The 21605-nt window shown below is 66.5% G+C and carries 19 protein-coding genes and 3 pseudogenes; 13 read left to right on the top strand and 9 right to left on the bottom strand.

Features of this window, described 5'->3' with window-relative positions; all coding sequences use genetic code 11:
• Nucleotides 1-63: 63 nt before the first annotated feature.
• Complete coding sequence (locus FHX80_RS32790; RefSeq protein ID WP_145768078.1) at nt 64-1533, bottom strand: peptide deformylase; 1470 nt, start codon at nt 1531-1533, stop codon at nt 64-66.
• A 269-nt stretch (nt 1534-1802) separates the two neighbouring features.
• Here FHX80_RS32790 and FHX80_RS32785 point away from each other — a divergent pair, with 269 nt between their 5' ends.
• The 7 genes from FHX80_RS32785 (at nt 1803) to FHX80_RS32755 (ending at nt 9851) form a co-directional block, all read left to right on the top strand.
• Nucleotides 1803-3050 (top strand): class I SAM-dependent methyltransferase, encoded by a 1248-nt coding sequence (locus FHX80_RS32785; protein WP_145768077.1) that lies wholly within the window; start codon nt 1803-1805, stop codon nt 3048-3050.
• Nucleotides 3051-3168: 118 nt separating this feature from the next.
• Nucleotides 3169-3888: a uracil-DNA glycosylase family protein gene (locus FHX80_RS32780; protein ID WP_145768076.1), complete on the top strand. Its 720-nt coding sequence runs from the start codon at nt 3169-3171 to the stop codon at nt 3886-3888.
• 88 nt (nt 3889-3976) lie between these two features.
• Complete coding sequence (locus FHX80_RS32775; RefSeq protein ID WP_145768075.1) at nt 3977-4756, top strand: nucleoside 2-deoxyribosyltransferase; 780 nt, start codon at nt 3977-3979, stop codon at nt 4754-4756.
• Nucleotides 4757-4919: 163 nt separating this feature from the next.
• The gene (locus FHX80_RS32770) at nt 4920-6710 is read left to right on the top strand and encodes an AMP-binding protein (protein ID WP_244318736.1); all 1791 of its coding nucleotides are present in this window, start codon (nt 4920-4922) and stop codon (nt 6708-6710) included.
• Entirely contained in the window at nt 6707-7843 is a 1137-nt protein-coding gene (locus FHX80_RS32765) for a beta-ketoacyl synthase N-terminal-like domain-containing protein (protein ID WP_145768074.1), read from the top strand. Before FHX80_RS32770 ends, FHX80_RS32765 begins: the two co-directional genes overlap by 4 nt.
• Entirely contained in the window at nt 7840-8853 is a 1014-nt protein-coding gene (locus FHX80_RS32760) for a beta-ketoacyl synthase N-terminal-like domain-containing protein (protein ID WP_145768073.1), read from the top strand. Before FHX80_RS32765 ends, FHX80_RS32760 begins: the two co-directional genes overlap by 4 nt.
• Complete coding sequence (locus FHX80_RS32755) at nt 8850-9851, top strand: alpha/beta fold hydrolase (protein ID WP_145768072.1); 1002 nt, start codon at nt 8850-8852, stop codon at nt 9849-9851. The genes FHX80_RS32760 and FHX80_RS32755 overlap by 4 nt, the downstream gene beginning before the upstream one ends.
• Nucleotides 9852-9931: 80 nt before the next feature.
• Here FHX80_RS32755 and FHX80_RS32750 read toward each other — a convergent pair whose 3' ends face one another.
• Nucleotides 9932-10321: a hypothetical protein gene (locus FHX80_RS32750; RefSeq protein ID WP_136243065.1), complete on the bottom strand. Its 390-nt coding sequence runs from the start codon at nt 10319-10321 to the stop codon at nt 9932-9934.
• A 530-nt stretch (nt 10322-10851) separates the two neighbouring features.
• Between FHX80_RS32750 and FHX80_RS32745 the strand changes: the two genes are divergently transcribed.
• Nucleotides 10852-11949 (top strand): phosphotransferase enzyme family protein, encoded by a 1098-nt coding sequence (locus tag FHX80_RS32745; RefSeq protein ID WP_145768071.1) that lies wholly within the window; start codon nt 10852-10854, stop codon nt 11947-11949.
• 162 nt (nt 11950-12111) lie between these two features.
• On the opposite strand, the gene FHX80_RS32740 is transcribed toward FHX80_RS32745, so the two are convergent.
• From FHX80_RS32740 to FHX80_RS32730, 3 genes are all read right to left on the bottom strand, one after another.
• Nucleotides 12112-12657 (bottom strand): NUDIX hydrolase, encoded by a 546-nt coding sequence (locus FHX80_RS32740; RefSeq protein ID WP_145768070.1) that lies wholly within the window; start codon nt 12655-12657, stop codon nt 12112-12114.
• A gap of 236 nt (nt 12658-12893) precedes the next feature.
• Complete coding sequence (locus FHX80_RS32735; RefSeq protein ID WP_244318735.1) at nt 12894-13094, bottom strand: NUDIX hydrolase; 201 nt, start codon at nt 13092-13094, stop codon at nt 12894-12896.
• Nucleotides 13095-13376: 282 nt separating this feature from the next.
• The gene (locus FHX80_RS32730) at nt 13377-13748 is read right to left on the bottom strand and encodes a winged helix-turn-helix transcriptional regulator (RefSeq protein ID WP_145768069.1); all 372 of its coding nucleotides are present in this window, start codon (nt 13746-13748) and stop codon (nt 13377-13379) included.
• A gap of 92 nt (nt 13749-13840) precedes the next feature.
• Between FHX80_RS32730 and FHX80_RS32725 the strand changes: the two genes are divergently transcribed.
• The 3 genes and pseudogenes from FHX80_RS32725 to FHX80_RS36930 all read left to right on the top strand — a co-directional run.
• Nucleotides 13841-14680, top strand: coding sequence for an SDR family oxidoreductase (locus FHX80_RS32725; RefSeq protein ID WP_145768068.1), 840 nt, complete (start codon nt 13841-13843; stop codon nt 14678-14680).
• A gap of 360 nt (nt 14681-15040) precedes the next feature.
• Nucleotides 15041-15346: a transposase gene (locus tag FHX80_RS32720; protein ID WP_145768067.1), complete on the top strand. Its 306-nt coding sequence runs from the start codon at nt 15041-15043 to the stop codon at nt 15344-15346.
• A gap of 125 nt (nt 15347-15471) precedes the next feature.
• A pseudogene (locus FHX80_RS36930) lies at nt 15472-15666 on the top strand (IS3 family transposase); the annotation flags it as partial.
• Between the two features lie 187 nt (nt 15667-15853).
• Here FHX80_RS36930 and FHX80_RS36925 read toward each other — a convergent pair.
• The 4 genes and pseudogenes from FHX80_RS36925 to FHX80_RS36485 all read right to left on the bottom strand — a co-directional run.
• A pseudogene (locus FHX80_RS36925) lies at nt 15854-15952 on the bottom strand (IS5/IS1182 family transposase); the annotation flags it as partial.
• A 789-nt stretch (nt 15953-16741) separates the two neighbouring features.
• Nucleotides 16742-17803, bottom strand: coding sequence for an RHS repeat-associated core domain-containing protein (locus FHX80_RS36215; RefSeq protein WP_483025195.1), 1062 nt, complete (start codon nt 17801-17803; stop codon nt 16742-16744).
• Nucleotides 17804-17875: 72 nt separating this feature from the next.
• Nucleotides 17876-18686, bottom strand: a pseudogene (locus tag FHX80_RS32700) (IS5 family transposase).
• A gap of 630 nt (nt 18687-19316) precedes the next feature.
• The gene (locus FHX80_RS36485) at nt 19317-20483 is read right to left on the bottom strand and encodes an RHS repeat-associated core domain-containing protein (RefSeq protein WP_483025194.1); all 1167 of its coding nucleotides are present in this window, start codon (nt 20481-20483) and stop codon (nt 19317-19319) included.
• 5 nt (nt 20484-20488) lie between these two features.
• Between FHX80_RS36485 and FHX80_RS36200 the strand changes: the two genes are divergently transcribed.
• Complete coding sequence (locus tag FHX80_RS36200) at nt 20489-20992, top strand: hypothetical protein (RefSeq protein WP_244318732.1); 504 nt, start codon at nt 20489-20491, stop codon at nt 20990-20992.
• The gene (locus FHX80_RS36920) at nt 20878-21201 is read left to right on the top strand and encodes a transposase (RefSeq protein ID WP_425281713.1); all 324 of its coding nucleotides are present in this window, start codon (nt 20878-20880) and stop codon (nt 21199-21201) included. The genes FHX80_RS36200 and FHX80_RS36920 overlap by 115 nt, the downstream gene beginning before the upstream one ends.
• Nucleotides 21202-21605 lie beyond the last annotated feature (404 nt).

The raw sequence follows: 21605 nt of genomic DNA, 5'->3' as shown, positions 1-21605 counted from the left end.
GAGGCTGGGGGCCATCTCCGCAGGGGCAGGGCGGCCTGCCACTACTCCACTTTCGTCCGGAGCCTACCTGTAGGTCCAGTTCTGGCCGGTCCCGCGGTACTCCTCTACAGGGATCGGTTGCACACCCGGTCGCATGCGCTCGCGGTACAGCACGCCGCCCAGGTGGTCGACCTCGTGGTGGACGAGCCGGGACAGGCCGTGGGTGAACCGCGACAGGTGGGTGGAGCCGTCGAGGCTGCTGTGAGCGACGACGGTGCTCAGCGGGCGAGGCACGAGTCCTCGGACGTCGAAGAAGCTGAGGCAGCCTTCGTACTGCTCGTCCTCGTCCTCGGAGGCCTCGGCAAGGTGGGCGTTCAGCAGCACGATGGGCTCTGTCCCGGCATCGGGTGGGAAGACGACGGCGGCGGAGCGGTCGACCCCTATCTGGGGGGCGGCGATGCCCATGCCCTTGCCGAACGTGTGAAGTTGGCGGACGCGGCCGACTGTGTTCAGCAGGGAGGTGATGACCTCTTGGGCCTCTTCGGCCTCGGTGGGCAGGTCGAAGGGACGGGCGGCGCGGGTAAGGACGGGGTCGCCGTCCTGGACGATGCCGGCGTTGGCCATGGCCTGGCTCGCGGACAAGGTGCTCACGAGGTTGTTCTCTTTCTCGTCGGGTGCGTTCTTCAGGCGCCATTCGAGGCGGAAGCGGGCGTGCAGGGGCGGGTCGAGGGTGGCCCAGGAGAAGACGCTGTGCTCGCCTCGTTCCGTGCGCTGTGGGGGTGTGCGCAGTGGGGCGAAGTCGGCGCTCATGGATGTCTCGGTTCCCCAGACGGACGGTTCGCTGTCTCGGGGGAAGGCCAGTTCCACAGCCAGGCGTCGGGTGGGCAGTCGCACCGCGCGCTGGAACCAGGGACCCCATTTTTCGGCGCCGACGCAGTACGAGTAGGAGATCTCGGCTTCCTGGCCGGGGTAGAGAGGGAAGCGGCTCGTTGGGTTCTGGAACTGGAGCCACACCTCCTTGAACGCGTCCCGGTCGTGTTTGACGGTCCAGCCCATCGGCTCGTCCGCGCATTGCGCCGTGAGCTGGAGTTCTTCCCAGGTCAGAGGGTTACGGCGGTAGAGGGCGTTGGACCGTTCCGGTTCGGAGGGGTATCGGTCGACGGCGATTCGTACGAGGTAGCGGGTGACGGGCTCGGTACCGTTGTTGTGCAGGAGCCTGCGCATGCTGAGGTGGAAGCGTCCGTCGTCGTAGCGGAGCGCTGCCTCGTCCTCCAGGACCAGCAGGCCGGTGCTGGACGGCGGGTCGTTCTGCTCGGCCGTCTGGGGGGAGGCGTCGGTGCGCTGCCATGCCCGCCACAGTGCTCCGCCGGCGTCGAGTTCAGTGTCCGCCCGGCGGGCGAGCTGGGAGCTGCCGTGTTCCCGGCCGGCCTCAAGGTGGCTCACGTACGAGGGGTCGATGTTCAGACGCTGGGCGAGAGCCGCCTTCGACAGGCCCCGCACGCTGCGCCAGTGCGTGAGTTCCGCAGCGAACGTAGCCCGCTCCGCCCTCTCCAAGGTGGCTTTCCTCTCCGGGAGTTGCTGACGAGCGTGAGTGAGCGCTCCTCATGGTCGCCTCATCCTGCCCGGTTGAAGCCCAATGGTGCTAGGCAGCGGCCCCGGCGAACCTCCAGGACGGCGTGTTCGTCGTCCTCCGACCGTTGCCGCAGCGGCCTCACCCGAGGTTCACGTTTCGTGTCACCGCGAGGGGCGCCGGTGATGGTGATCACCCGCTTGGTTTTGCCAGCCAACAGGACGCGCCGTTCCGCCGAGGGACAGAGGCCCACATGAGCCCGAACAGTACCTACTGGATGAACTACGCCATTAGCGTCGCACAAAGGGCGCCCTACCCAGGTCGGCGAGTCGGCGTTGCGCTCGTCTCCGAACTCGGCCGGTTGATCTGCTCCGCCTTCGAGGGCGAAGTCCACGGCGAGTCCTGGTCCCGCATTCTGCGGCACAGGGTTCGAGAACTCGGAGTGTCCGGCGCGCACAGCATCTATCTGACGATCAACACCCTGTCGGAGGCCGGCGCGTTCGAACTGGCCGAGCTCCTGAACGACGTGCGGATCGACAGGGTGTTCATCGGTCTACCGGACCCCGCGCTGACGAGCTACCTCAGTGGCGATCCCGTCACCGAGCGAGGCCACGTCCTGCGCTTCCCCGACGAACTCCAGCGCCAGATCCTGGACCAAAACCGGGAGCTCTATGCGGCGAGCGGGCAGAGCATCGAGTGCAACCCCCACTACTCCACCTACCGGATCAGTGAAGCCGTCACCGCCACGCTGGTATCCATGGGGTTCGCGCTGACCAAGGACGACGTCAACGCGCACCGAGGGAGGGCGGCGCTCGCCTCTCTCATCTCCCACAGGTACGGAACGGAGGTTGAGGAGGCGGATCGCGCCGTGGGCGACGCACTGGCCGCCGCGTTCGACACGAAGTACGGCGCCTACGACTACGCGTTCGATGCCCGCACCGCCGACGCGGGGTGGGCCGACGACTTCATGTCGGTGTACAGGAGGACGTCCACAAGGCCCCTGTCCGCCGTCAACGTCCTCAACGTTGGCGTCGGCGCTGGCCACGAGGCAACGGCCCTGTTCTCCGACTGCCCGCGAATCACCTTCGCCGATATCGCGGAAAGTGGCCTCGCAAACATAAGCGGACGAATTCCTCGTTCGAGAATTGTCGTCTCCAGCGCTGAAGATCTGTCCGCCCTGCCGGACGGCAGTTTCGATCTGTATGTCTCGTTGCGGACATACAACTCGTCATTCTTCGACACGTCAGCAGCGGCCCGAGAAGCGCACAGAGTGCTGAAGCCCGGCGCGGTGATTATCGTCTCCGTGGCCAACGGGTTTATGTACACTCAGCGGGGCTGGGTCGTGCCGGGACTGATCATTCCCGGAACTGAATTCGTCGACCTCTATCGCGGGATGGACACAGCCAATCTGATCGGCGCGGAGCTCGAGTGCGCCGGGTTCAAAGATGTTCGAATGCTCCCAACAAGTACCGAGATCTACCTGTCGGCGGTCACCGTCTAACCCTCCGCCTGCCCGGCCGGCCGCGGTCGCCGACGTCCCGTCGGCTCCGCGGGAAGGACGGCGGACGGCGTGGGCGGCCGGACGGCCTGGAGGACAGCGTGAAGGAAGGACTTCTGCAATGAACGGGCGAACGACGGTTGCCGATCGCATCCTGCAGTTCAACGAGGGACTCGCGGGCACGACGCTCGAACTTCCCCCCGGGTTCAGGGTCGTCAACCCTTTCAGCGGCCCGCAGAAGGAGCGCGTCCGCGAGGTGACGACCGCTTTCTACCGCAGGTACTACGAGGACGACAGGCCCCGCCGGCTGGTCCTGGGCAGCTCGCCCGCCCGGCGGGGCACGGCCGTGACCGGGGTCCCGTTCGAAGACGCGAAGCTCCTGGAAAGCGACACGGGAATCGACGTCGCCGACGGCTATGCGGTGAGTCGGCCCTCCGCCGGGTTCCTGCACGACGTCATCGCGCGCTACGGCGGCCGGACACGGTTTTATGCCGACTTCGTCATGAGCTTCGTGTGCCCGCTCGGCCTGGTGAGAACGAAGACCCAGGAAAGGGAGGTCAACTGCAACTACTACGAGAGCAAGAAGCTGGTGGAGTTCCTGCGATCCTTCCTTGTGGACGCCCTGGAGCGCCAGTTGGAATTCGGGACCGACACCTCGGTGTGCTATTGCATCGGCAGCGGCGAGAACTTCAAATTCCTCTCGGCCCTAAACGGCGAAAAGGGGTACTTCAAGAAGATCGTGCCCTTGGAGCACCCGCGCTTCATCACGCAATACAACAGCGGAAGAAAAGAAGAATTCTCCGAGAAGTACCTCAATGCTCTGCGCGGAGAAGGCGATTAGCAGCGGCGCCCTCCGCAGCACCTTCCCCGGCCAGCTCCCCGGCTGAGGGCTCCCAACGCGACGGATCGAGAAGAAGGAGAACAGCACAGTGGCGTCAGAAGGCAGGATCCTGGTCCACTTCGGCCCGGAACACGTCAGCGTCCACCGCTCCCAGGGCAGCAGACTGCAGCTGCTCACGAGGGAACGACTTCCGTTCGGAGCCGGCCTCGCCGGCGAGGCGTTAGCGGAGCGCGTCGGCGAGTTCTGCGCCGGGCTCAAGGAGTACGCCGAGGCCGTCGACAACAAGAGCACGCGGGTGCACGCCACCGGGGTCTTCCAGCAGCTTCCGCAGCCGGAGGCGGCCGCGCTGGTCAACAGCGTCTACGTCGACACAGGCCTGTACTTCAACGTCGTGGGGCCCGAACTGGAGCGGTTCTATCTGGACACGGGCATGTCCGCCTGCGGTTCGAACGACATGCTGGAAGGCCTGATCCGGCGGGAGTTCCGGACGGCCGTCGTCTGCGGCAGCTTCCAGCAGTGGCTGGAGCCCATCGAGGGCACCATCGCCCGGCTGCGCGAGACCGGCACCGAGGTGCTCAGCCCCCGCAGCACCAGGATCAAGCCGGAGACCGAGGGCACGGACTTCATCCTCTTCGACTACCAGGACCTGCTGAAGAACGAACGCGACAGGTGGCGGCACAAGTACGGGCACATGGACGCGTTTCGGCAGGCCGACGCTGTCGTCGTGTGCAACCCGGGCGGTCGCGTCGGAAGCGGCACCGTCTTCGAGCTCGGCTTCATGTCCGCGCTCGGCAAGAGGGTCATCTTCACCGAGGAGCCCCAGGGCGTGTCGGTCTCCTTCCCCTGCGAGGTGGGCCTGGGCGCCTGAGCCCAACCCGCTGAGGACTGCCGCACCCCACCCCGTTCCCGAATCTTCGCCCGGATCAGGTCTCGGTGAACGGTGCAGTTCCCGGAACAGGTCGCCTGCTCGTCCTCTCTGTCCAACCCGACCCCGCTTCTCGGCTACGAAGATACGGAAAGGACTCCCGCCGGTGGAACACATCGACATAGCGCGCGACAGGCTGCGAGAGATCGTGGCGTCTGTCCTTGAGGTGGACAAGGAAGCCATCGAGCCTGGTGCCCAGTTCTACGAGGAACTCGGCATGAGCTCCTTGGAGAAGACCGAGGTCGTGGTCGCGGTCGAGCGCGAGTTCGGGGCCCTGTCCGCGCAGGAAGCGGCAGCCTTCACCAGCCTCGACGCCGCGGTGGCCGTGCTCGGCGAGCGGGCGAGGAGCCGCCAGGGTGTCGATGTCGACTTGATCGACCGCCTGGTGGCGCGCCATGTCGACGCCGGCCGGGGTGACCGGGCCAGCTACCTCGACCCCCAGGCCGGGGCGATCACCTACGCGGGCCTCCTGGAGGCAGCCCGTGGGTACGCGGGCGCCCTGCGGGCCGCAGGAGTACCCGAAGGCGCCCGCGGCCTCCTGGTCGCCGACGACTCCGTGGCGACCGTGGCCGCCGTCCTCGGCCTGTGGTGGCACGGCTGCATCCCCGTGGTGATCAGCCCGGTGCTCACGGACGACGAAGTCCGCTACATCGCCGCCGACTGCGCCGCCGCGATGGTGCACCTGGACGCAGCTCCCGCGCGCCAGCGCGCCCTGGAGGAGCTGTTCACCACGACCACCCGCTTCGCCGGCGCTGACGTCCGCGCCGCTCTGGCAACGGCCTCGACCGGCCCCGCGCACCGCCCGCAGGAGGCCGGGCTCCCCGCCGCGTGGAGTGCGGGGAGCGAGGCGCTCGTCCAGTACACCTCCGGCAGCACTGGCATGCCCAAGGGGGTGCGGCACTCGGCGGGCGCGATCGCGGCCATGGCCGACGGCGTCGGCACGGTCCTGACGCTGACGCCCGATGACACCGTGCTGTCCAGCGCCCGCATGTCCTTCGGCTACGGCTTCGGCAGCTCCGTGCTGTGCCCCCTGGCGGCCGGCGCCCGCGTCGCGCTCCTCCGCGGCACGGTCGACGTACACTCCCTCGCCGCCGCGCTGCAGCACCACCGGCCCACCGTGCTGTTCTCCGTTCCACGGCTGTACGCGGCGCTGCTGAACGCCTCCGGGACGGAGCCCGCCCCCGGCAGCGTCGACTCCGTGCGGCTGTGCGTGGCGGCGGGCGAGAACCTGCCCGGTCCGCTCAGCGAGCGGATCCGCGCCGCATTCCAGGCCGAGCTGCTCAACGGCCTCGGCGCGACCGAGGTCCTCTACATCGTCGTCGGCACCCCACCTAAGGAGGACCGGCCGGGAACCTTCGGGGTCCCGGTGCCCGGGATCACCGCGACCGTCCGCGCGGCGGACGGCACGCCCGTCGCCGACGGGGAGCGTGGCCGGCTGCACATCGCCGGCCCGACCGTCGCCCTGGGCTACATCGGCCGGCCGGAGGCCGCGGCGGTCACCTTCGCTGACGGCGGCGCCTACACCGGCGACGTGGTGCGCCGTGCGCCGGACGGTACGTTCACCCATCTGTGCCGCGCCGATGACGTGCTCAACCTGGGCGGCTACAAGGTCGTGCCGAGTGAGATCGAGAGCGTCGTCCGCAGTGTCGACGGGGTCCAGGACTGCGTGGTGGTCGGTGGCCGCGACGCCGACGGCCTGGAGCAGGCCGTGGCGTACCTGGTGGCCCGGCCGGGATCCGACGAGGCCGTGGTGCGGCGCGCGGTGACCGCCGCGATCCGTGGCGGGCTCGCCGCCTTCAAGCGCCCCGCCCGTCTGGAGTTCCTCGACGAGCTCCCGACCACGTCGACCGGCAAGGTGGCCGTCTTCGAGCTGAGGAAGGCGGCAGCCCGATCGTGACCTGGAACATCACGGGCATGGCGGCCGTCGCCAACGTCGGCGCCACCCCCGGGGAGATCTTCGCCGCGCTGTGCGCGGGTCGGGAGAGCCGCAGGCCCCTGATGGCGTTCGCCCCGGACAAGTACCGGGCGGCGTACGCCTACGAGATCGACGACCGGCCTGAGGGCGGCGGCGACCTGCCGCGGCGTGCCACCCGCTGGCTGACCACCGTCGTGCGCCAAGCGGCCGACGACGCGGGCCTGGGCGAGGACCTGGCCCAGGTGCCCGTGCTGGTCGGGACGACCATGCGCGAGCAGCGCAGCCTCGAACTCTGGTGGCGCGACGGCGCGGACGTCGCTCTTGAGGAGCTGCACTTCGGCACCGCGCTGAAGGCGGCCTTCGGGGCGTCCACCACGTACACCTTCGCCAACGCCTGCTCCGCGTCGCTGTACGCGCTCGGCATGGCCACCGACATGATCGAGGGCGGTCTGGCCGACACGGTCGTCGTCGCGGGCACCGACGCCGCTACCGAGGGCGGCTTCGGCACGCTCGACCGGGTGCAGAACGACCTCCCCGACGCGCTGCGCCCCTTCGACGTCACGCACAAGGGCATGCTGATGGGGGAGGGCGCGGCGGCCGTCGTCGTCCAGCGCGCCGGTTCCGGGAGCGGGCCCGTGCACGCCCGGGTGCGCGGTGTGTCCATGGGCTGCGACGCCCACCACGCCACCGCGCCCGACCCCGACGGCATCACCCGCGCGGTGCTGGACGCCTACCGCAGAGCAGGGGTGCGGGCGAGCGACATCGACCTGGTGATGCTGCACGGCAGCGGCACCCCCCGCAACGACACGACGGAGGCGAGCGTCCTTCGCCAGATATTCCAGGGCGCGGGTGCGGGTCCGCGGATGACCGCCATCAAGGCGATGACCGGACACACCCTGGGCGGCTCGGGACTGCTCAGCCTCGTGATGGCGGTGCTCGCCATGAAGAACGGGACGGTCCCCCCGATCCTGGGCCTGGCCGATCCGATCCCCGAGGCCGCCGGGCTGGGCCTGGTGCAGGGCAGCCCAGCCGCCGGCGACCTGGCCATCGCTCAGATCGACGCGTTCGGCTTCGGAGGGATCAACGCCGTCGCGATCGTGGAGGCAGCCAGATGAACGCGACGAGCACCACGCACACGAGCAACCCGAACGCCCGGGATGTCGTCGTCACGGGCATCGGCCTGGCGCTGCCCGGTGTCGCGACGTACGGCGACCTCCTCGGACCGCTGCCGGGTGAGGGCGGCTTCGACCCGGCCACCGGACTGATCGGACGCGAGCTGCGCCACAAGGACCGCGCGTCCCGGCTTGCCCTGCGCGCGGCCGAGTTCGCCCTCCACGACGCCGGTCTGACCGACGCCGACGACACGTTCACAGGCTCGACCGCCGTCGTGGTCAGCACCAACCTTGGCAACGCGGACAGCGTCTGCGAAGCCACCGACACCATCGCCACGGCAGGCGTTATGGGTCTCAGCCCTTTGGCCCTGCCCCAGACCTCAAGCAACGTCATCGCCGGCTGGGTGGCCATCCGCTACCGGCTGCGCGGCCCCAACCTCTCCGTCTGCAACGGCGCAACGAGCGGGTTGGACGCCGTGGCCTGGGCCCGGAACCTCATCATCGCTGGGCGTGCCGAAGCAGCCGTCGTCGTCGGCGTCGAACCCGCAGGCGACGTGGTGACGAGGGTCCTCGGGCAGCAGTCCATCGACGCGGCGGTCGCGGTCGTACTGGAACCCGCGGACGCGGCCGCTTCCCGCGGCGCACGGCCCCGCGCCACGATCACCGGCTACGCACGGGCCCGGAACCTTGCCGCGGCGCTGGTCGGCACCGGGGCGACCGAGGAGGGGCCTGTCGGACTGTGGCTCGCGGACGAGGCGGAAGCCGCCGGGGCCGGGGCGAGCCATCTGCTCGCAGCCCGGCGCCGGATTGACCTGGAATCCCAGCTGGGCCCGCTGTCCGGGGCGCTCGGCGTCCTGCAGTGCGCTGCCGCGGCCGCCTACCTGGCGGGCGGCGCCACCGGCAACGTTCTGGCCACGGCCGGAGGCCCCCGCCGCGACGCGACGGCCGCTCTGCTGCTGAACCCGCCGCCGGCCCTTCGCCCATCCACGCAGGAACGAGGACAACACCCATGACCACGACGAGCGTGACCATCGAGGAGCTCCGCACTCTGATAGCCGGCGTACTGGAGACCGAGCCCGAGGAGGTCACCGACGACGCGCACTTCGCCCACGAGCTCGACATCGACTCGCTGCTGATGCTGGAGATCTCCACCCGCGTGGAGAGCGCGTTTGGCGTCCCGGAGAACGCCGTGGCCGCCAGTGGCGCCACCACCCTCGCCGAGCTGCACGCCTTCCTCACCTCGCAGCTAACCCCCGAGCCGCCGACTTCCCCGCTCATCCGCCCCAGGCCGGTGAGCGACCCAGCGGTGCGCCTATTCCTGCTCCACCACGCCGGCGGCTCACACCTGCTCTACCGGGGCTGGGCGGAGCACTTCCCCGAGGACTGGGAACTGTGCCTCCTGGAGGCCCCCGGCCGAGGCACCCTGCAGGCCCTGCCGCTGATCGACGACTGCGACCGGCTGGTCGACTACTTCCACGCCGCCATCGCACCGTTGCTCGACCGGCCCTTCGGGTTCTTCGGCCACAGCATGGGCGCGCTGATCGCCTACCAGCTCACCCGCCGACTCCTGCGCCAGGGGGAACCGCTCCCCACCTGGCTGGGGGTGTCTGCCTACGGCGCCCCGCGAGGCGACGCCGACGCCGACAGCAGCCCTCACCTGATGGCCGACGACGAACTGCGCGCCTGGCTGCGGAGCGGCGGCGGCAGCCCACCGCAGCTCCTCGACAACGACGACGTCTGGCGCAAGTTCGCCCCGGTGTTCCGCAGCGACTTCAAACTCGTGGACACCTGGACTCCGCCCCGCAGCCCCGAGCCGCTGCCCGTACCGCTCACGGCATTCACGGGCCAGCGCGACAATATGATCGGTGAGAACCGACTCGTCGCCTGGCGAAGGCTCACGACGGACTTCCGCGGACTCGAGAGGTACGACGGCGGCCACTTCTACCTGATGGACCACCAGCAGCGCATCGCCGCAGCCATCATGGCCGCGATGCGTTCCGCAGCTCCTTGAGCCCGCTCGCATCGCCACGCGACCCGCCAGACGATCAACTCCAGCGGGGTGCCGGCGGGGGTGCGGGGCGAGTCCTCGGGTCAGGCGTCGGGGTCGACCTCGGGGTGGGTGAACCGCACGGGCCGGCCCAGCGACCGGGCGTAGGCGATTTCGGCTCGAGTGCTGTCTCCGATGTAGTCGCCGACAACGAGCACCTCATCAGCAAGCAAGATCTTCGATCGGTGCAACGCGTCGAGTCGAACCTTCAGCGCCTCGGCCTCGACAGGATCGGACCAGAGTTCGTGCGATGACTTCAGGTCGCAACCCGGCTTGACGACAATCCGTCCGGCTTCGGTCTCCCGCACATCGGCCTCAGCCATTTCGGCCATGAAACGAGTGGAGCCGCAAATCGCAACAATTCGTGGAAAGCTCAGCTGCTTCTTCGCCTCGGCCAGCTTTTCCTCGGGGGTGATCACTTGCGGGGATGACACTGATTCCTCCTGGTGGTGCGGCCCGAGGGATGCCTGCGGAGACGAGAACGAAGGCGCCCAAGATCATCTTTTGGTGAACGACAGTAGACACCCGTGCGGTCGCACTTTATGCGACGGGCATCCCTACCCGGCGCGGCGCCCCGGTCGGCCCTGCGCCCCGCCTGTGCGATGCCGAACTGGTCGCCCTCGCCCCGAAGAACCGGTGTCGGTTACTGCGGTCATCGCCTCTATCAGCCGATTCACGCGGCAAGGGGCCGCGGTGTCGGTTTGGTTGGCCGGTCCCCTGCCGGCGGCTGGTGGCGATGCCGGGCCGGGGCTCGGGTACTGCGACAAGCCGAACGAGGGAGGCGCAATCAGATGACCGCGTTGACGAAGCGTTGTCCGTCGGCGACCTTGCGGCCCAGGCACGGCCCGCCGCGGCCCGCTGATCCCCTGGCGGCCACGGTCCGTGCCCGCCACCGGATCGCCCCGACCACCTAACGCCTGCCCATCATCTGACCGCTATTGCTGTGCGCTTCGACGAGGAGACCATGTCCACCGCATCTCAGCAGCCCGCCTCCAAGCCTCTCGCCGTGCCTTCCCCACCCGGCCGCACCGCGGAGGAGGAGCAGATCATGGCGGTCGCCGCCACGCTGGTGCTCGCGTACGGGCTGCACCCGGCAGACATCACGCGTATTCCGGAAGGCACCGCGACAGACAACTACGCCGTCGTGGACCAGGCGGGTCGGCGACACTTCGCCAAGGTCTACCGCACTCGGGAACACCTGGATCTGGAGCGGACGTCGGTCGAACTGTCCGAGTACTGCGCCGACGGAGGTGTCGCGACCGCGCGGGCAACCCGCACGCGCGAGCACGAACTCATCGAGACCCAGGGCCGCCTGCCGATGTCCCTGTGGTCGTACGTGCCGCACACCGAGACCGCCGAAGGCGGCCTGGCGGGTGCACGGTGGGCGGCCGTCGGCACAGCGATGGGTCGCCTCCACAGCCGGCTCGCCGCTCACCCCGCCGCCGCCACCCTGGAACCCGGTGCCGCGGTGTGCGACGTGGCCGCCTCACGTGACCGCTTCGAGCACCTGATCCATGCGTACGAGCACATGCCCAGGCTCGGGGAGTTCGAGACGTGGGCGCTGCAGGCGGCCCGTGAGCGACAAGCCATCTTGGGGGACGTCGAGCGCGCCCTCGCTTTGCTTCCACAGCTGACCGTCCAGGTCCTGCACGGCGACACGGCCGGCCCCAACGTCCTGTTCAAGGACAACGAGATAGCCGCGATCGTGGACTTCCGACCGCCCGCACCCGGGTACCTCGCCTGGGAGATCGCGCGTCTTGGCTGCGACCCCAAGAGCGTGCTGGACAACAGTGCGGAGAGCTGGCTCACCGGATACACCGATCTCACCCTGGCCTACCGGGACGCCAACCCGAAGGCGTCCGTGGACGACCTCGTGTCCTCGCCTCGTGTCGGCTGTGCAGCCATGCTCTGCTCGGCCTTTCCTTTGTCGGTACCAGTGGAACGACCGCACATCCTCGACGCTGCTATGGAGGCCTACGGGCGGGTGCGGCACGAGGCAGCTCTGATGCTGCTGGACCGGCTCCCTGTCATGGAAGAGGCCCTGCGTGACGCTCTTCGCTGAGTTCATGACCCCCATGGCCGGCGTACCTCACACAAGTCGCAACCCCGGGCAGCGAACTCGCTTGTCTGGGCCCGCGGTAGCAGCAGGGCACTTAAGGGCCGGCCGATGGCGCAGAGTCGGCGCGTCGAGCTCGGCATGGAGCCGGGCGGCGGCCGCGGTAGGTCAGGAGGGCGTGCTGCGATCATCTGGTGAGCTGGTCCACCCGGAGCAGGTCGTCGGGGCTGATGTGGATCGCGGCGATGTTGGCGAGCCACTGCATCCACACCGGCTCGATGCCGGGCGCGGCCTCGAACTCGGCGTCGTGATGTGTCCCCGGGCGTAGGCGACCGTCCGGTCTGCCAGCTCCTGCAGAGCATCGGGAGCGATCCAGCGGACGTTCTTCGTCTCGTGGGCGCTCGGGGTGAGGTCGCCGGTGACGGTGGCCAGGTAGACGGTCCATTCGTGGCGGTGACCGGTGCTTCGCGCGCCGGGAAGGCGGCGGCATGGGTTGTCCCGCCAGCCGCCGGTGACGTGGGTGAGGCCGGTGACGGTGAGGCCGAGCTCTTCCTCGACCTCGGCGCGGGCCGCGTCCTCGGCGGTCCCGTGGTCGTCGATATGGCCGGCGGCGGGTGCCGTGCCGGGTGGGAAGGTGGCGCGGTCGAACATCAGGCAGCGGCCTTGGTGATCGGTGATGACGATGCCGACCGAGGTGTTGTCGCAGGTCTTCATGGTCTCGCTCCCGGTGAGTGCTGGACGTCAGGCGGCTACGAGCAGAAGATGGCGAACCTCGCCGTGGCCACCGCCGGGAACAAGCCAGACGACGTCACGGTGACGAGTTGGCTCGTGATCGTCGCCGAGCTCCCGGAGGAGGCGTGACGCCGATCGCGCCCGCCCCAGTGCCTTCTACGACGGGATGCTCCCTGCCCGTTAGCTGGCCGCCGCGAGAGCTTCCGGTGGTGCAGGGGTTACCTGATTCCGGTCGATGTGGTGACCGCCCGCGCGATCCGGGATCCGACGAGGCGCTCCGCCACATCGAGTGGGTACCAGGCGGCGCCGGTCACCTCGGACTCCTGGATAGGTCCGACCTCGGCGACGCCCGTCGCGAAGGCATAGCCGATGTCCAAGTGGTAGTGGTCCGGCTCGTCCTTCGCGGGCCTGGCTGGCACCTGGCCGAACTCGATATAGGCGGGGTGCGCCGAGACGGGGACAACCTGTTCGGGTGAGCCCGGACACGGTAGTTGGAACCTGGCCACGACGGTTGGAACCGGTGGCGTTGTGTGCCATTCGGTGGGGTGCGGATTCGCTTGAGCTGGAGTGGCTCTGGACCGCCGGGCTGGAACGAGTCAGCACAGGCGGGAGGAGGACAGGCTCGAGGTCAGGTGTGGGGCGACCATCATCCATGTGACCAGGTCACGCTGGATTCGCCTTCGAGGCCGCCCACTGCCGCACTATCCCGGGCTGCGCGGCGGTAGCCGCTGTGTGATCCGGTCGAACAAGTCCGTCAGCGGCTCGCTGACGTCCTGACCGAACTCGGTCAGTCCATAGGTGACCTGGGGCGGTGTCGTCGGCTCCACCTTCCGCCAGACCAAGCCGTCCTGGACCAACGCGCGCAGGGTCTGAGCGAGCATCTTCTCGCTGATGCCCTGGATGCTGTCGCGCAGCTCGTAGAACCGAAGGCCTTTGCTCCGCAAGGAGATCAGCACCCAGATACCCCACCTGCTGGTCACGTGGTCGACCACGTCACGCGCGGGGCAGTCGGTGTGAAACACCTCATACCGATTGCCCGCCTCAGCCCGCGTCAGCTGCGCACCTTCCGTCATGTCAGGAGCTTACCCCTGGGTACGTTCTTACGAAAAGTAAGCCCGGCTCCTAGCGTCAATTGCCTTAGCGCACAACGGACTAGGAGCTGAACATGATCGTGGTGACCGGTGCTACCGGGAATGTGGGCCGACCTCTGACACAGGCCCTGGCCGAGGCGGGCGAGCAGGTGACGGCGGTGTCGCGGCGCGCGGTGGCGATGCCGGACGGAGTCCGGCATGTGGCGGCCGACCTGGCCGAGCTCACGAGCCTCGCACCCGCCTTGGACGGGGCGAAGGCGCTGTTCCTCTTGCTGTCCGGCGACCTGCACGCCCCCGAAGCCAGGCCGGCCGACATCATCGGCCTGGCCGCGGCCAGCGGGGTCCGCCGGGTCGTCCTGCTGTCATCGCAGGGCGTGGCGACCAGGCCGCTCGGCCCGTCGCGGGTCGCGATGCGCACGGTGGAGGACGCACTGCGGGAGTCCGGCCTGGACTGGGCCGTCCTGCGACCGGGCGGTTTCGCCTCCAACGCCTTGGCATGGGCGGAGTCCGTCCGCACGCAAGGGACGGTCGCCGCGCCGTTCGGCGACGTGGGGGTGCCGGTCGTCGACCCGGCGGACATCGCCGAGGTCGCGGCGGCCTGCCTGCTGGACGACCGGCACATCGGCGGGGTGTACGAGCTGACCGGGCCAGAGGTGATCACGCCGCGTCAGCAGGCGGAGGCGATCGCCGCCGCGCTCGGCTCGCCCGTACGGTTCCACGAACTCACCCGCGACGAGGCCAAGACCACGATGATCCGGTTCGTACCGATGGAACTCGCCGACGACACCCTTGACATCATCTCCGCCCCGAACCCGGCCGAGCTGCGGATCAGCCCGGACGTGGAACGGGTCCTCAGCCGCGCACCGCGCTCCTTCAACGGATGGGTCGCCCGCAACACCACCGCTTTCCGCTGAGGCGCAACTCAACTGAAGCACCCGGGCAGCCTCGTGCGGCTGCGGCCGCACGAGGCTGCCCACCTCCGTAGTGCCGCCGCCGTCGGCGCGCGAGCTGCTGGGCCGCGCAAGCCCGCAGGCCAGGCCCCACAGAACAGACCACCGCAGGGCCGACCACGCGGTACCGCACACCGTCGGCCACCCTGCGACCACGTCTGATGCTCGCACGGCTGCACCTGCCAACCACGGCTGTTGTCCTGCGGAGGACCGCCAGTCCTGCTCGGAACTGGTTCCACCATGAATGGCACTTCTGAGGTTCCCCCTGCTGGCTGGACAGCTTGATACTGGGACGGATGGTCCCGGAGGAAGCAGTCACAGGTAGTGAGCAAGAAGAGCAACATGAGTAAGCGGTACACGGCCGAGTTCAAGCGGGACGCGGTCGCTTTGGCGTTGTCGTCGGAGAAGACGGTCACCGAGGTCGCGAGGGATCTGGGCGTGAGTCCGGAAGGGCTGCGCGGGTGGGTGAAGCAGGCGAAGATCGACCGCGGTGAGGGGCCGGCTGGGGCTTTGACCACTGCGGAGCGTAAGGAGCTGGTCCGGCTGCGGCGGAAGGTTCGCGAGCAGGAGGCCACGATCGATGTTCTGGGAAAAGCGACCGCCTTCTTCGCTCAGGACAAGATGAGGTAGACACCGCGGCACGGTGTCGTTTCATCGATGCGGAGAAGCCATCGGAGGGTAATCCTGCAGGTCACAGCGTTGCGTTTCTGTGCCGTGTGCTGGGAGTGCCCCGTTCCACCTACTACGCGCACAGGATGTCCCGGCCGGCCCGGACGGTGCGGGAGCGGGCCGAGGAGGTGCTGGTGGGCGAGATCCGGGTGCTCCACGCCGGATCGCGCGGCGCCTACGGGGCCCCGCGGATCCACGCCGCCCTGCGGCGGGCCGGGCGGGTGGTGAACTCCAAGAAGGTCGAGCGGCTGATGCGCAAGCACCGGATCGCCGGGATCACCCGCCGTCGGCGTGGGGGCCTGGCCCGGCAGGCGAAGCGGGCGGTATTCGCCCTCGACCTGATCGGCCGGGACTTCACCGCACCCAGACCCGGAATGCGGCTCGTCGGTGACATGACCGAACTCGGCACGCTGGAGGGGAAGTTGTATCTGGCGACCTGTATCGATCTCGCGACGCGGGAGGTGGTCGGCTGGGCGATGGCCGACCACCACCGCGCCGAGCCGGGGACCGCTCCGGCCACGGCGGCAGTAACGGCTCGATCAGCGCCCACAACTCATCGTCCACGATCCACGGTCGAGTACCCACACCCCACGAACGGCCGAATCGTCACACCGGTTACGCCCCACCAGCACGCTTCAACAAGATCCTGTTACGAGCTCTAAGCAAGAGTCCCCGTCAGATAACCGACGAGGACTCATGAACGATCGAGGCTAAGCAAGCAAGACGGAGACACATGTCCAACTCAGAGCGACACCCAAGAATGCTCCTAGAAGTCGAATAACGACGGGGCTAAATCCAGGACCAGGACCAAACGGGCCCCGATTCATGAAGAAACTGTGTATTCTGTAGGCAGAATCACGAAAATTAAATGCCAGGAGAATCCCAGCTACCCCAACAATCCCCTGTCCTGCCGCATATGCATAGGATGCCCCCGCCTCAGGAGCTGCCGCAAGTATCTCTGCACCGATTGACACTGTCCCCTCCTTACATGTTGACTTGAAATTTAACCAATAGGCGGGAAGGGTCAATTGGATTCCCACCCAAGGGTTTCCAGCAATCTCTCGCGAGCACACGTCGACAGCTAAGGTGCCTCGCCGCACTGTCGGAACACCCGAATGCATCAAGCATGCGCGGCACCCCCCGTCTTGCGATATACCGCATCTGACACCGTGCGGCGATTAGCTGCTGCATCGTCATTAGTATTGACGATGCAGCAGCACCCACTACCAGAACTTCAAGAAATCCCCCACCTCGCCGGCAACAGTACCCGCTGTGGCGATGTGAGTATAACCGGACCCGAAGTTTCCACCAATTCCGGCATAGGGGCCCCCAGATATCGTGAAACTATGCACAATTTCACCTCTCGAATTTCTGGTGCCGAAAGTTCCACGATGGTTCGCGCTGATCGGGGCTTCCAACTTGGTCCTCTTTGGTCCAAGCGAATGCATAATCATCCCCCACGCTCATGAAACACGCAGAACGCCCCACACCAGCACCGATCATTGCGCTTCCACTTACACAAATGCCTGACGTTCTGCTGTATGACATGACGTAGTCACCAGTGCTCTTAATATTCGTACCCACCGCCTTGGCCCCTCGCTTAACCGCGCCAGCAACATCGGGGCCATTCTGCAATTTCTTGCTTCGATGAATCTGATAGCCAGGAACATACTTGGGCAAGCGTCGAACCATGTACCTACCGGAGTCACCACGGTAGTTGCTGTACCGGCGCTGGGATTCTTGATCTTTCTTCGGTGTCTGCTTCCATACCCATTTGCTGCTTTTCTTCGTGTACCCGGCGTTCATGCCCCGGTCACTGGCCCATCGGTCGTCGTTGTAGGAGGCGCCGCCGGCGGGTCCGTCGGGGCGGAGGCCGTCGGGGTCGGATTTGGTGAGGGGGCTGTTGTGGGCGTAGCTGTAGGCGTTCATCTGGGCCGGGTCAGCGGTGTCGATGATGGGGTCGACGCTGAGGAAGCGGCCGAGGGTGGGGTCGTATTCGCGGGCGCCGAGGTGGGTGAGGCCGGTGGGGTCGTTGGTTCCGCCGACGAAGCCGCGGTTGCCGAAGGCCGTTGACTGTGAGGATCTGAGCTGGCCGAAGGGGAGTTGTTTCCTTCGGGTGATGGCGAGGGTTCCGACGGCGATGGCGCTCATCGCGGTGCCCTGGTGGTCGCTGATGAGGTAGGAGATGGTTCCGCCGGTGCGGACCGCGACGGTTTCTCCGTTGTGCGTGTAGTAGCGGGTGCCGGTTTTGGTGCCGTTCGCGGCGAGGTCGAGCTGGTCGCCGTCGGGCAGCGTGAGGGTGCTGGAGCCATCGGCGTGCTTGGTGATGAGCCGGTTGCCGTCGGCGCCGTAGAGGTAACTGCTGGTCTTGCCGGCCTCGGTGAGGGCGGCGAGGTGGCCCTCCGGGTCCCAGGTCAGGTTCTGGGTGGTGGTACCGACCGTGCGCTTGGTGGTGTTGCCTGTCTGGCAAATATGGCTGATTTACAACGGCTAACACAATGAGTTGATCTGTCGGTGGGTGATGAGGCAGCAGGCGAGTTTGAGGAAGGCTTCGTGGATGTCTGCTCGTCGTTCCCAGCGGATGCGGAGGCGTTGAAGCCGTGGAGCCAGGCGAAGCTGCGTTCGACGACCCAGCGGTAGGTGCCCAGCCCGGTGCCGTGGAGGGTGCCGCGGCGGGCGATGGCTGGCACGATGCGGCGTTGTCGGACCTGGTCGCGGTAGATGTCGTGGTCGTACCCGCGGTCCGCGAAGAGTGAGTCCGGCTTGCGCCGGGGGTGTCCGATCCGGCCCCTGATGGGCGGGATGGCGTCGATCAGCGGCATGAGCTGGGTGACGTCGTTGCGGTTGCCACCCGTGAGGATCACGGCGAGCGGGGTGCCGTTTCCGTCGGTGATCAGGTGGTGTTTCGATCCGGTTCGGCCACGATCGACCGGACTCGGTCCCGTCTGGCTCCCCCTTATATGGCCCGCACGTGACTGGAGTCGACCACCGCACGCGACCAGTCGAGACGGGCCGCCGCGTTGAGCTCGGCCAGCAGCACTTCGTGCAGCTGCTGCCAGACGCCGGCCTCGTTCCAGTCCTGCAGCCGCCGCCAGCAGGTCATGCCCGAGCCGAAGCCCAACTCCGCGGGCAGGTACTCCCATTGGATGCCGGTGTGCAGCACGAAGAGGATGCCGCACAACACCTGCCGGTCCGGCAGCGGCTTACGGCCCGGGTGCCTGAATCGGCGTTCCTTGCGTGGCAGCAGCGGCTCGATCCGCTCCCACAGGTCATCCGACACAATCCACGGCGAAGTCCCCATGCCCGGACAACGCCCTACTCCTGACGCGGACACGGTCAACAGGACCGATCCACCTCATTGTGTTAGCCGTTGTAACTTGCAGGGAATTAACCTGCTCTCGAACACCCGGCCTGAGCTGTGGTGTCAAGACTGGCAACACGCAACTTATTCTTCTGCAAGCCCTAAGTGAAACGCGGGCAAACCCCAGCCGATGAGTACACCCACGCATGCGACGGTGAGCAGGATGACTGAGACATGCACGCTCAACAGCGGGAATCATTTGCCACTCTGGATCTTATTTACACCAGATATGGCGCATCGCAGGCGGAGGGACGTCCGCATGCTGGATGCATGCGGACGTCCCGGCAATGCGGCGAGGCACCGAATCCGTCAGCGTCAAGAAAGATCGAGACTAAAGAATTTGTCGCACCCCTTCCGCAACCCAGCCTATACCGATAACCACAACAAACACGCCGATCATCCTGAAGGTATTCACTGTGGCCACCCCGTCATTCACGAAGTCGGAGACCCGTTCGAATATTCTCCCTGCAACATTCCAGAAGTTCCCGAGAAGCGAGACCCCGAACAACAAGAATGCCACGCCGACAAGAGTCGATAGCATTCGAACTCAGCTCCGTTCATAGTTTGCCTTCACCATTCTCTAGCCCAAGTGAAGTTCTCACCTGCACTGAATTCAAAGCCTGTGCCGACACCGGCCCCAAGCTCAGCCGAATACACTTGCTGCCCTTGGGAGTTCTTTGTTCCGATGGCCGTTTCATGGTTGACTTCAATACCAACCCCCCTGTACGCTCCGCCACCGATGTCGCGTCCGAAGCCTTCAAAATCCCCGATATCGTCTGCATTGCTCCTGAGAGTCGACACGCCTCCGCCAAACCCTTTACCAAACCCACCTGCCGAGAGGGAGCGAGTAGTCCCGATTTGGGTGGACCCGTCTGGGCGCCTAACCATAACGATGCAGAAGGAGGCTCCATACACCGAACCAATTCCGAAGCTCATATAAGCGCAGCTACCTTTAGCATTGGTCAAGCCCGTGGCTGCGGCCACGCCCTCGATAACCGCTCCACCCAACTTGGAGAGGAGAATTCCTGCAGGGGTCCCACCACCGGCGGAGCGAGTAGAATTAAATCCACGCACAACTGCACTCAAAACGCTTTCTTTCTTGCGTCGTGCTGCGTCGGCTCGCGCCTTGGCCGCCGCTACAGCCTGAGCCCTTGCTTGTGCGGCCTTCTGTGCATTGTAGTGGAATACCTTGTATCCGCTTGGGTTGGCCCGATATGCCTGATAGCGGGGATCGAACCAGGATTTGGGTGTCTGGTGCCAGACCCATTTTCCGCTCTTGTACGTGTACCCCGCGTTCATTCCACGGTCGGAGGCCCAGCGATCGTCGTTGTACGTGGCGCCGCCGGCCGGGCCGTCCGGGCGGAGGCCGTCCGGGTCGGACTTGGTGAGGGGGCTGTTGTGGGCGTAGCTGTAGGCGTTCATCTGGGCCGGGTCAGCGGTGTCGATGATGGGGTCGACGCTGAGGAAGCGGCCGAGGGTGGGGTCGTATTCGCGGGCGCCGAGGTGGGTGAGGCCGGTGGGGTCGTTGGTTCCGCCGACGAAGCCGCGGTTGCCGAAGGCTGTTGACTGTGAGGATCTGAGCTGGCCGAAGGGGAGTTGTTTCCTTCGGGTGATGGCGAGGGTTCCCACGGCGATGGCGCTCATCGCGGTGCCCTGGTGGTCGCTGATGAGGTAGGAGACGGTGCCGCTCTGGGTTGCGGTTTGTCGATGGCACGGGGCTTTCGCACTGGTCCACACGCGAGTTGGCGCAATACCTGAAGCGGACCGAGGGCATCTCCGGGTCCTGGCACTACATCGCGCGAATCTGGCGCGAGGAGCATCTCAAGCCGCACCGGAACGGCACCTTCAAGATCTCGAAGGCCCCCACGTTCGCGGAGAAGGTCGCCGACGTGATCGGCCTCTACCTCGCCCCACCTGGTGGCGCGGTGGTCCTCTCGATTGACGAGAAGACGCAGATCCAGGCGACGAGCGAGAAGCGCACCGCCGACTACGTCCGGCACGGCACCACGAACCTGTTCGCCGCCCTGAACGTGACCACCGGCGAAGTGATCGGCGAGTGCAAGCCGACCCGGAACGGCAAGGACTTCCTGGCCTTCTTGAAGAAGGCGTCAGATTGCACGCCGAGAAGGACATCCATGTCGTCCTGGACAACCTCTCGACGCACACCACCCCGGAGGTCAAGGAGTGGCTGGCCAAGAACCCGCACGTCCACTTCCATTTCACTTCCGTCGGGTCCTCGTGGCTGAACCTGATCGAGATCCGGTTCGGAATCCTGACCCGACAGTCCATCCGCCGCGGCAACCTTCTCCAGCGTCAACGTCCTGATCAAGCAGATCCGCGACTACATCAACTCCTGGAACGAGAGCGCGAACCCGTTCACCTGGACCGCGACCGCTGGCGAGGTCCTCGCGAAGGTCAGACTCGTCGCGACCAACGTGAAGAAACTCGTCAATAACAACTCGAACTGACATGAACGGGATCACGAAACACTAGGCTTCAAAAGGGCCCTGTGGCCAGGACAAATGAAGAAGCGCGACTGAAGTACTAGAACCCAAAGAATAGAATTTTGATGTTTATCAAAGCGAATATCGACCCCAATATCGCAAAGAATGCGGCCGGAACTCTCAAGAAGATTTCATTGTGATAGAGGGCCGGGAACGCCTTATTTCCCAAGAAGTCGGCAGCCGCCTCGGCGCAGCCTCGAGTGTTCAATGCCAGGACGGATCCAAATATAGCGACAATTGCCCCGATGGTGAGTTCTCCGTAGTTCACAGAATGCGAGGTTCGAGCCGCAAGGATCATTTCGTACATTCTTACCTCCGGAGGCGCACGGACTGATAGGTCCGTGCGCCTCAAGTG

This window comes from Streptomyces brevispora, from assembly GCF_007829885.1.
Taxonomy (GTDB): domain Bacteria; phylum Actinomycetota; class Actinomycetes; order Streptomycetales; family Streptomycetaceae; genus Streptomyces; species Streptomyces brevispora.
The sequence above is the reverse complement of the archived record's forward strand: the minus strand, read 5'-3'. Positions and strand labels throughout refer to the sequence as shown.

Bases quoted from the DNA above. Each gene is read 5' to 3' on its own strand.
- FHX80_RS32785 (WP_145768077.1), top strand. From the start codon at position 1,803: ATGAGCCCGAACAGTACCTACTGGATGAACTACGCCATTAGCGTCGCA.
- FHX80_RS32780 (WP_145768076.1), top strand. From the start codon at position 3,169: ATGAACGGGCGAACGACGGTTGCCGATCGCATCCTGCAGTTCAACGAG.
- FHX80_RS32760 (WP_145768073.1), top strand. From the start codon at position 7,840: ATGAACGCGACGAGCACCACGCACACGAGCAACCCGAACGCCCGGGAT.
- FHX80_RS32755 (WP_145768072.1), top strand. From the start codon at position 8,850: ATGACCACGACGAGCGTGACCATCGAGGAGCTCCGCACTCTGATAGCC.
- FHX80_RS32745 (WP_145768071.1), top strand. From the start codon at position 10,852: ATGTCCACCGCATCTCAGCAGCCCGCCTCCAAGCCTCTCGCCGTGCCT.
- FHX80_RS32740 (WP_145768070.1), bottom strand. From the start codon at position 12,657: ATGAAGACCTGCGACAACACCTCGGTCGGCATCGTCATCACCGATCAC.
- FHX80_RS32730 (WP_145768069.1), bottom strand. From the start codon at position 13,748: ATGACGGAAGGTGCGCAGCTGACGCGGGCTGAGGCGGGCAATCGGTAT.
- FHX80_RS32725 (WP_145768068.1), top strand. From the start codon at position 13,841: ATGATCGTGGTGACCGGTGCTACCGGGAATGTGGGCCGACCTCTGACA.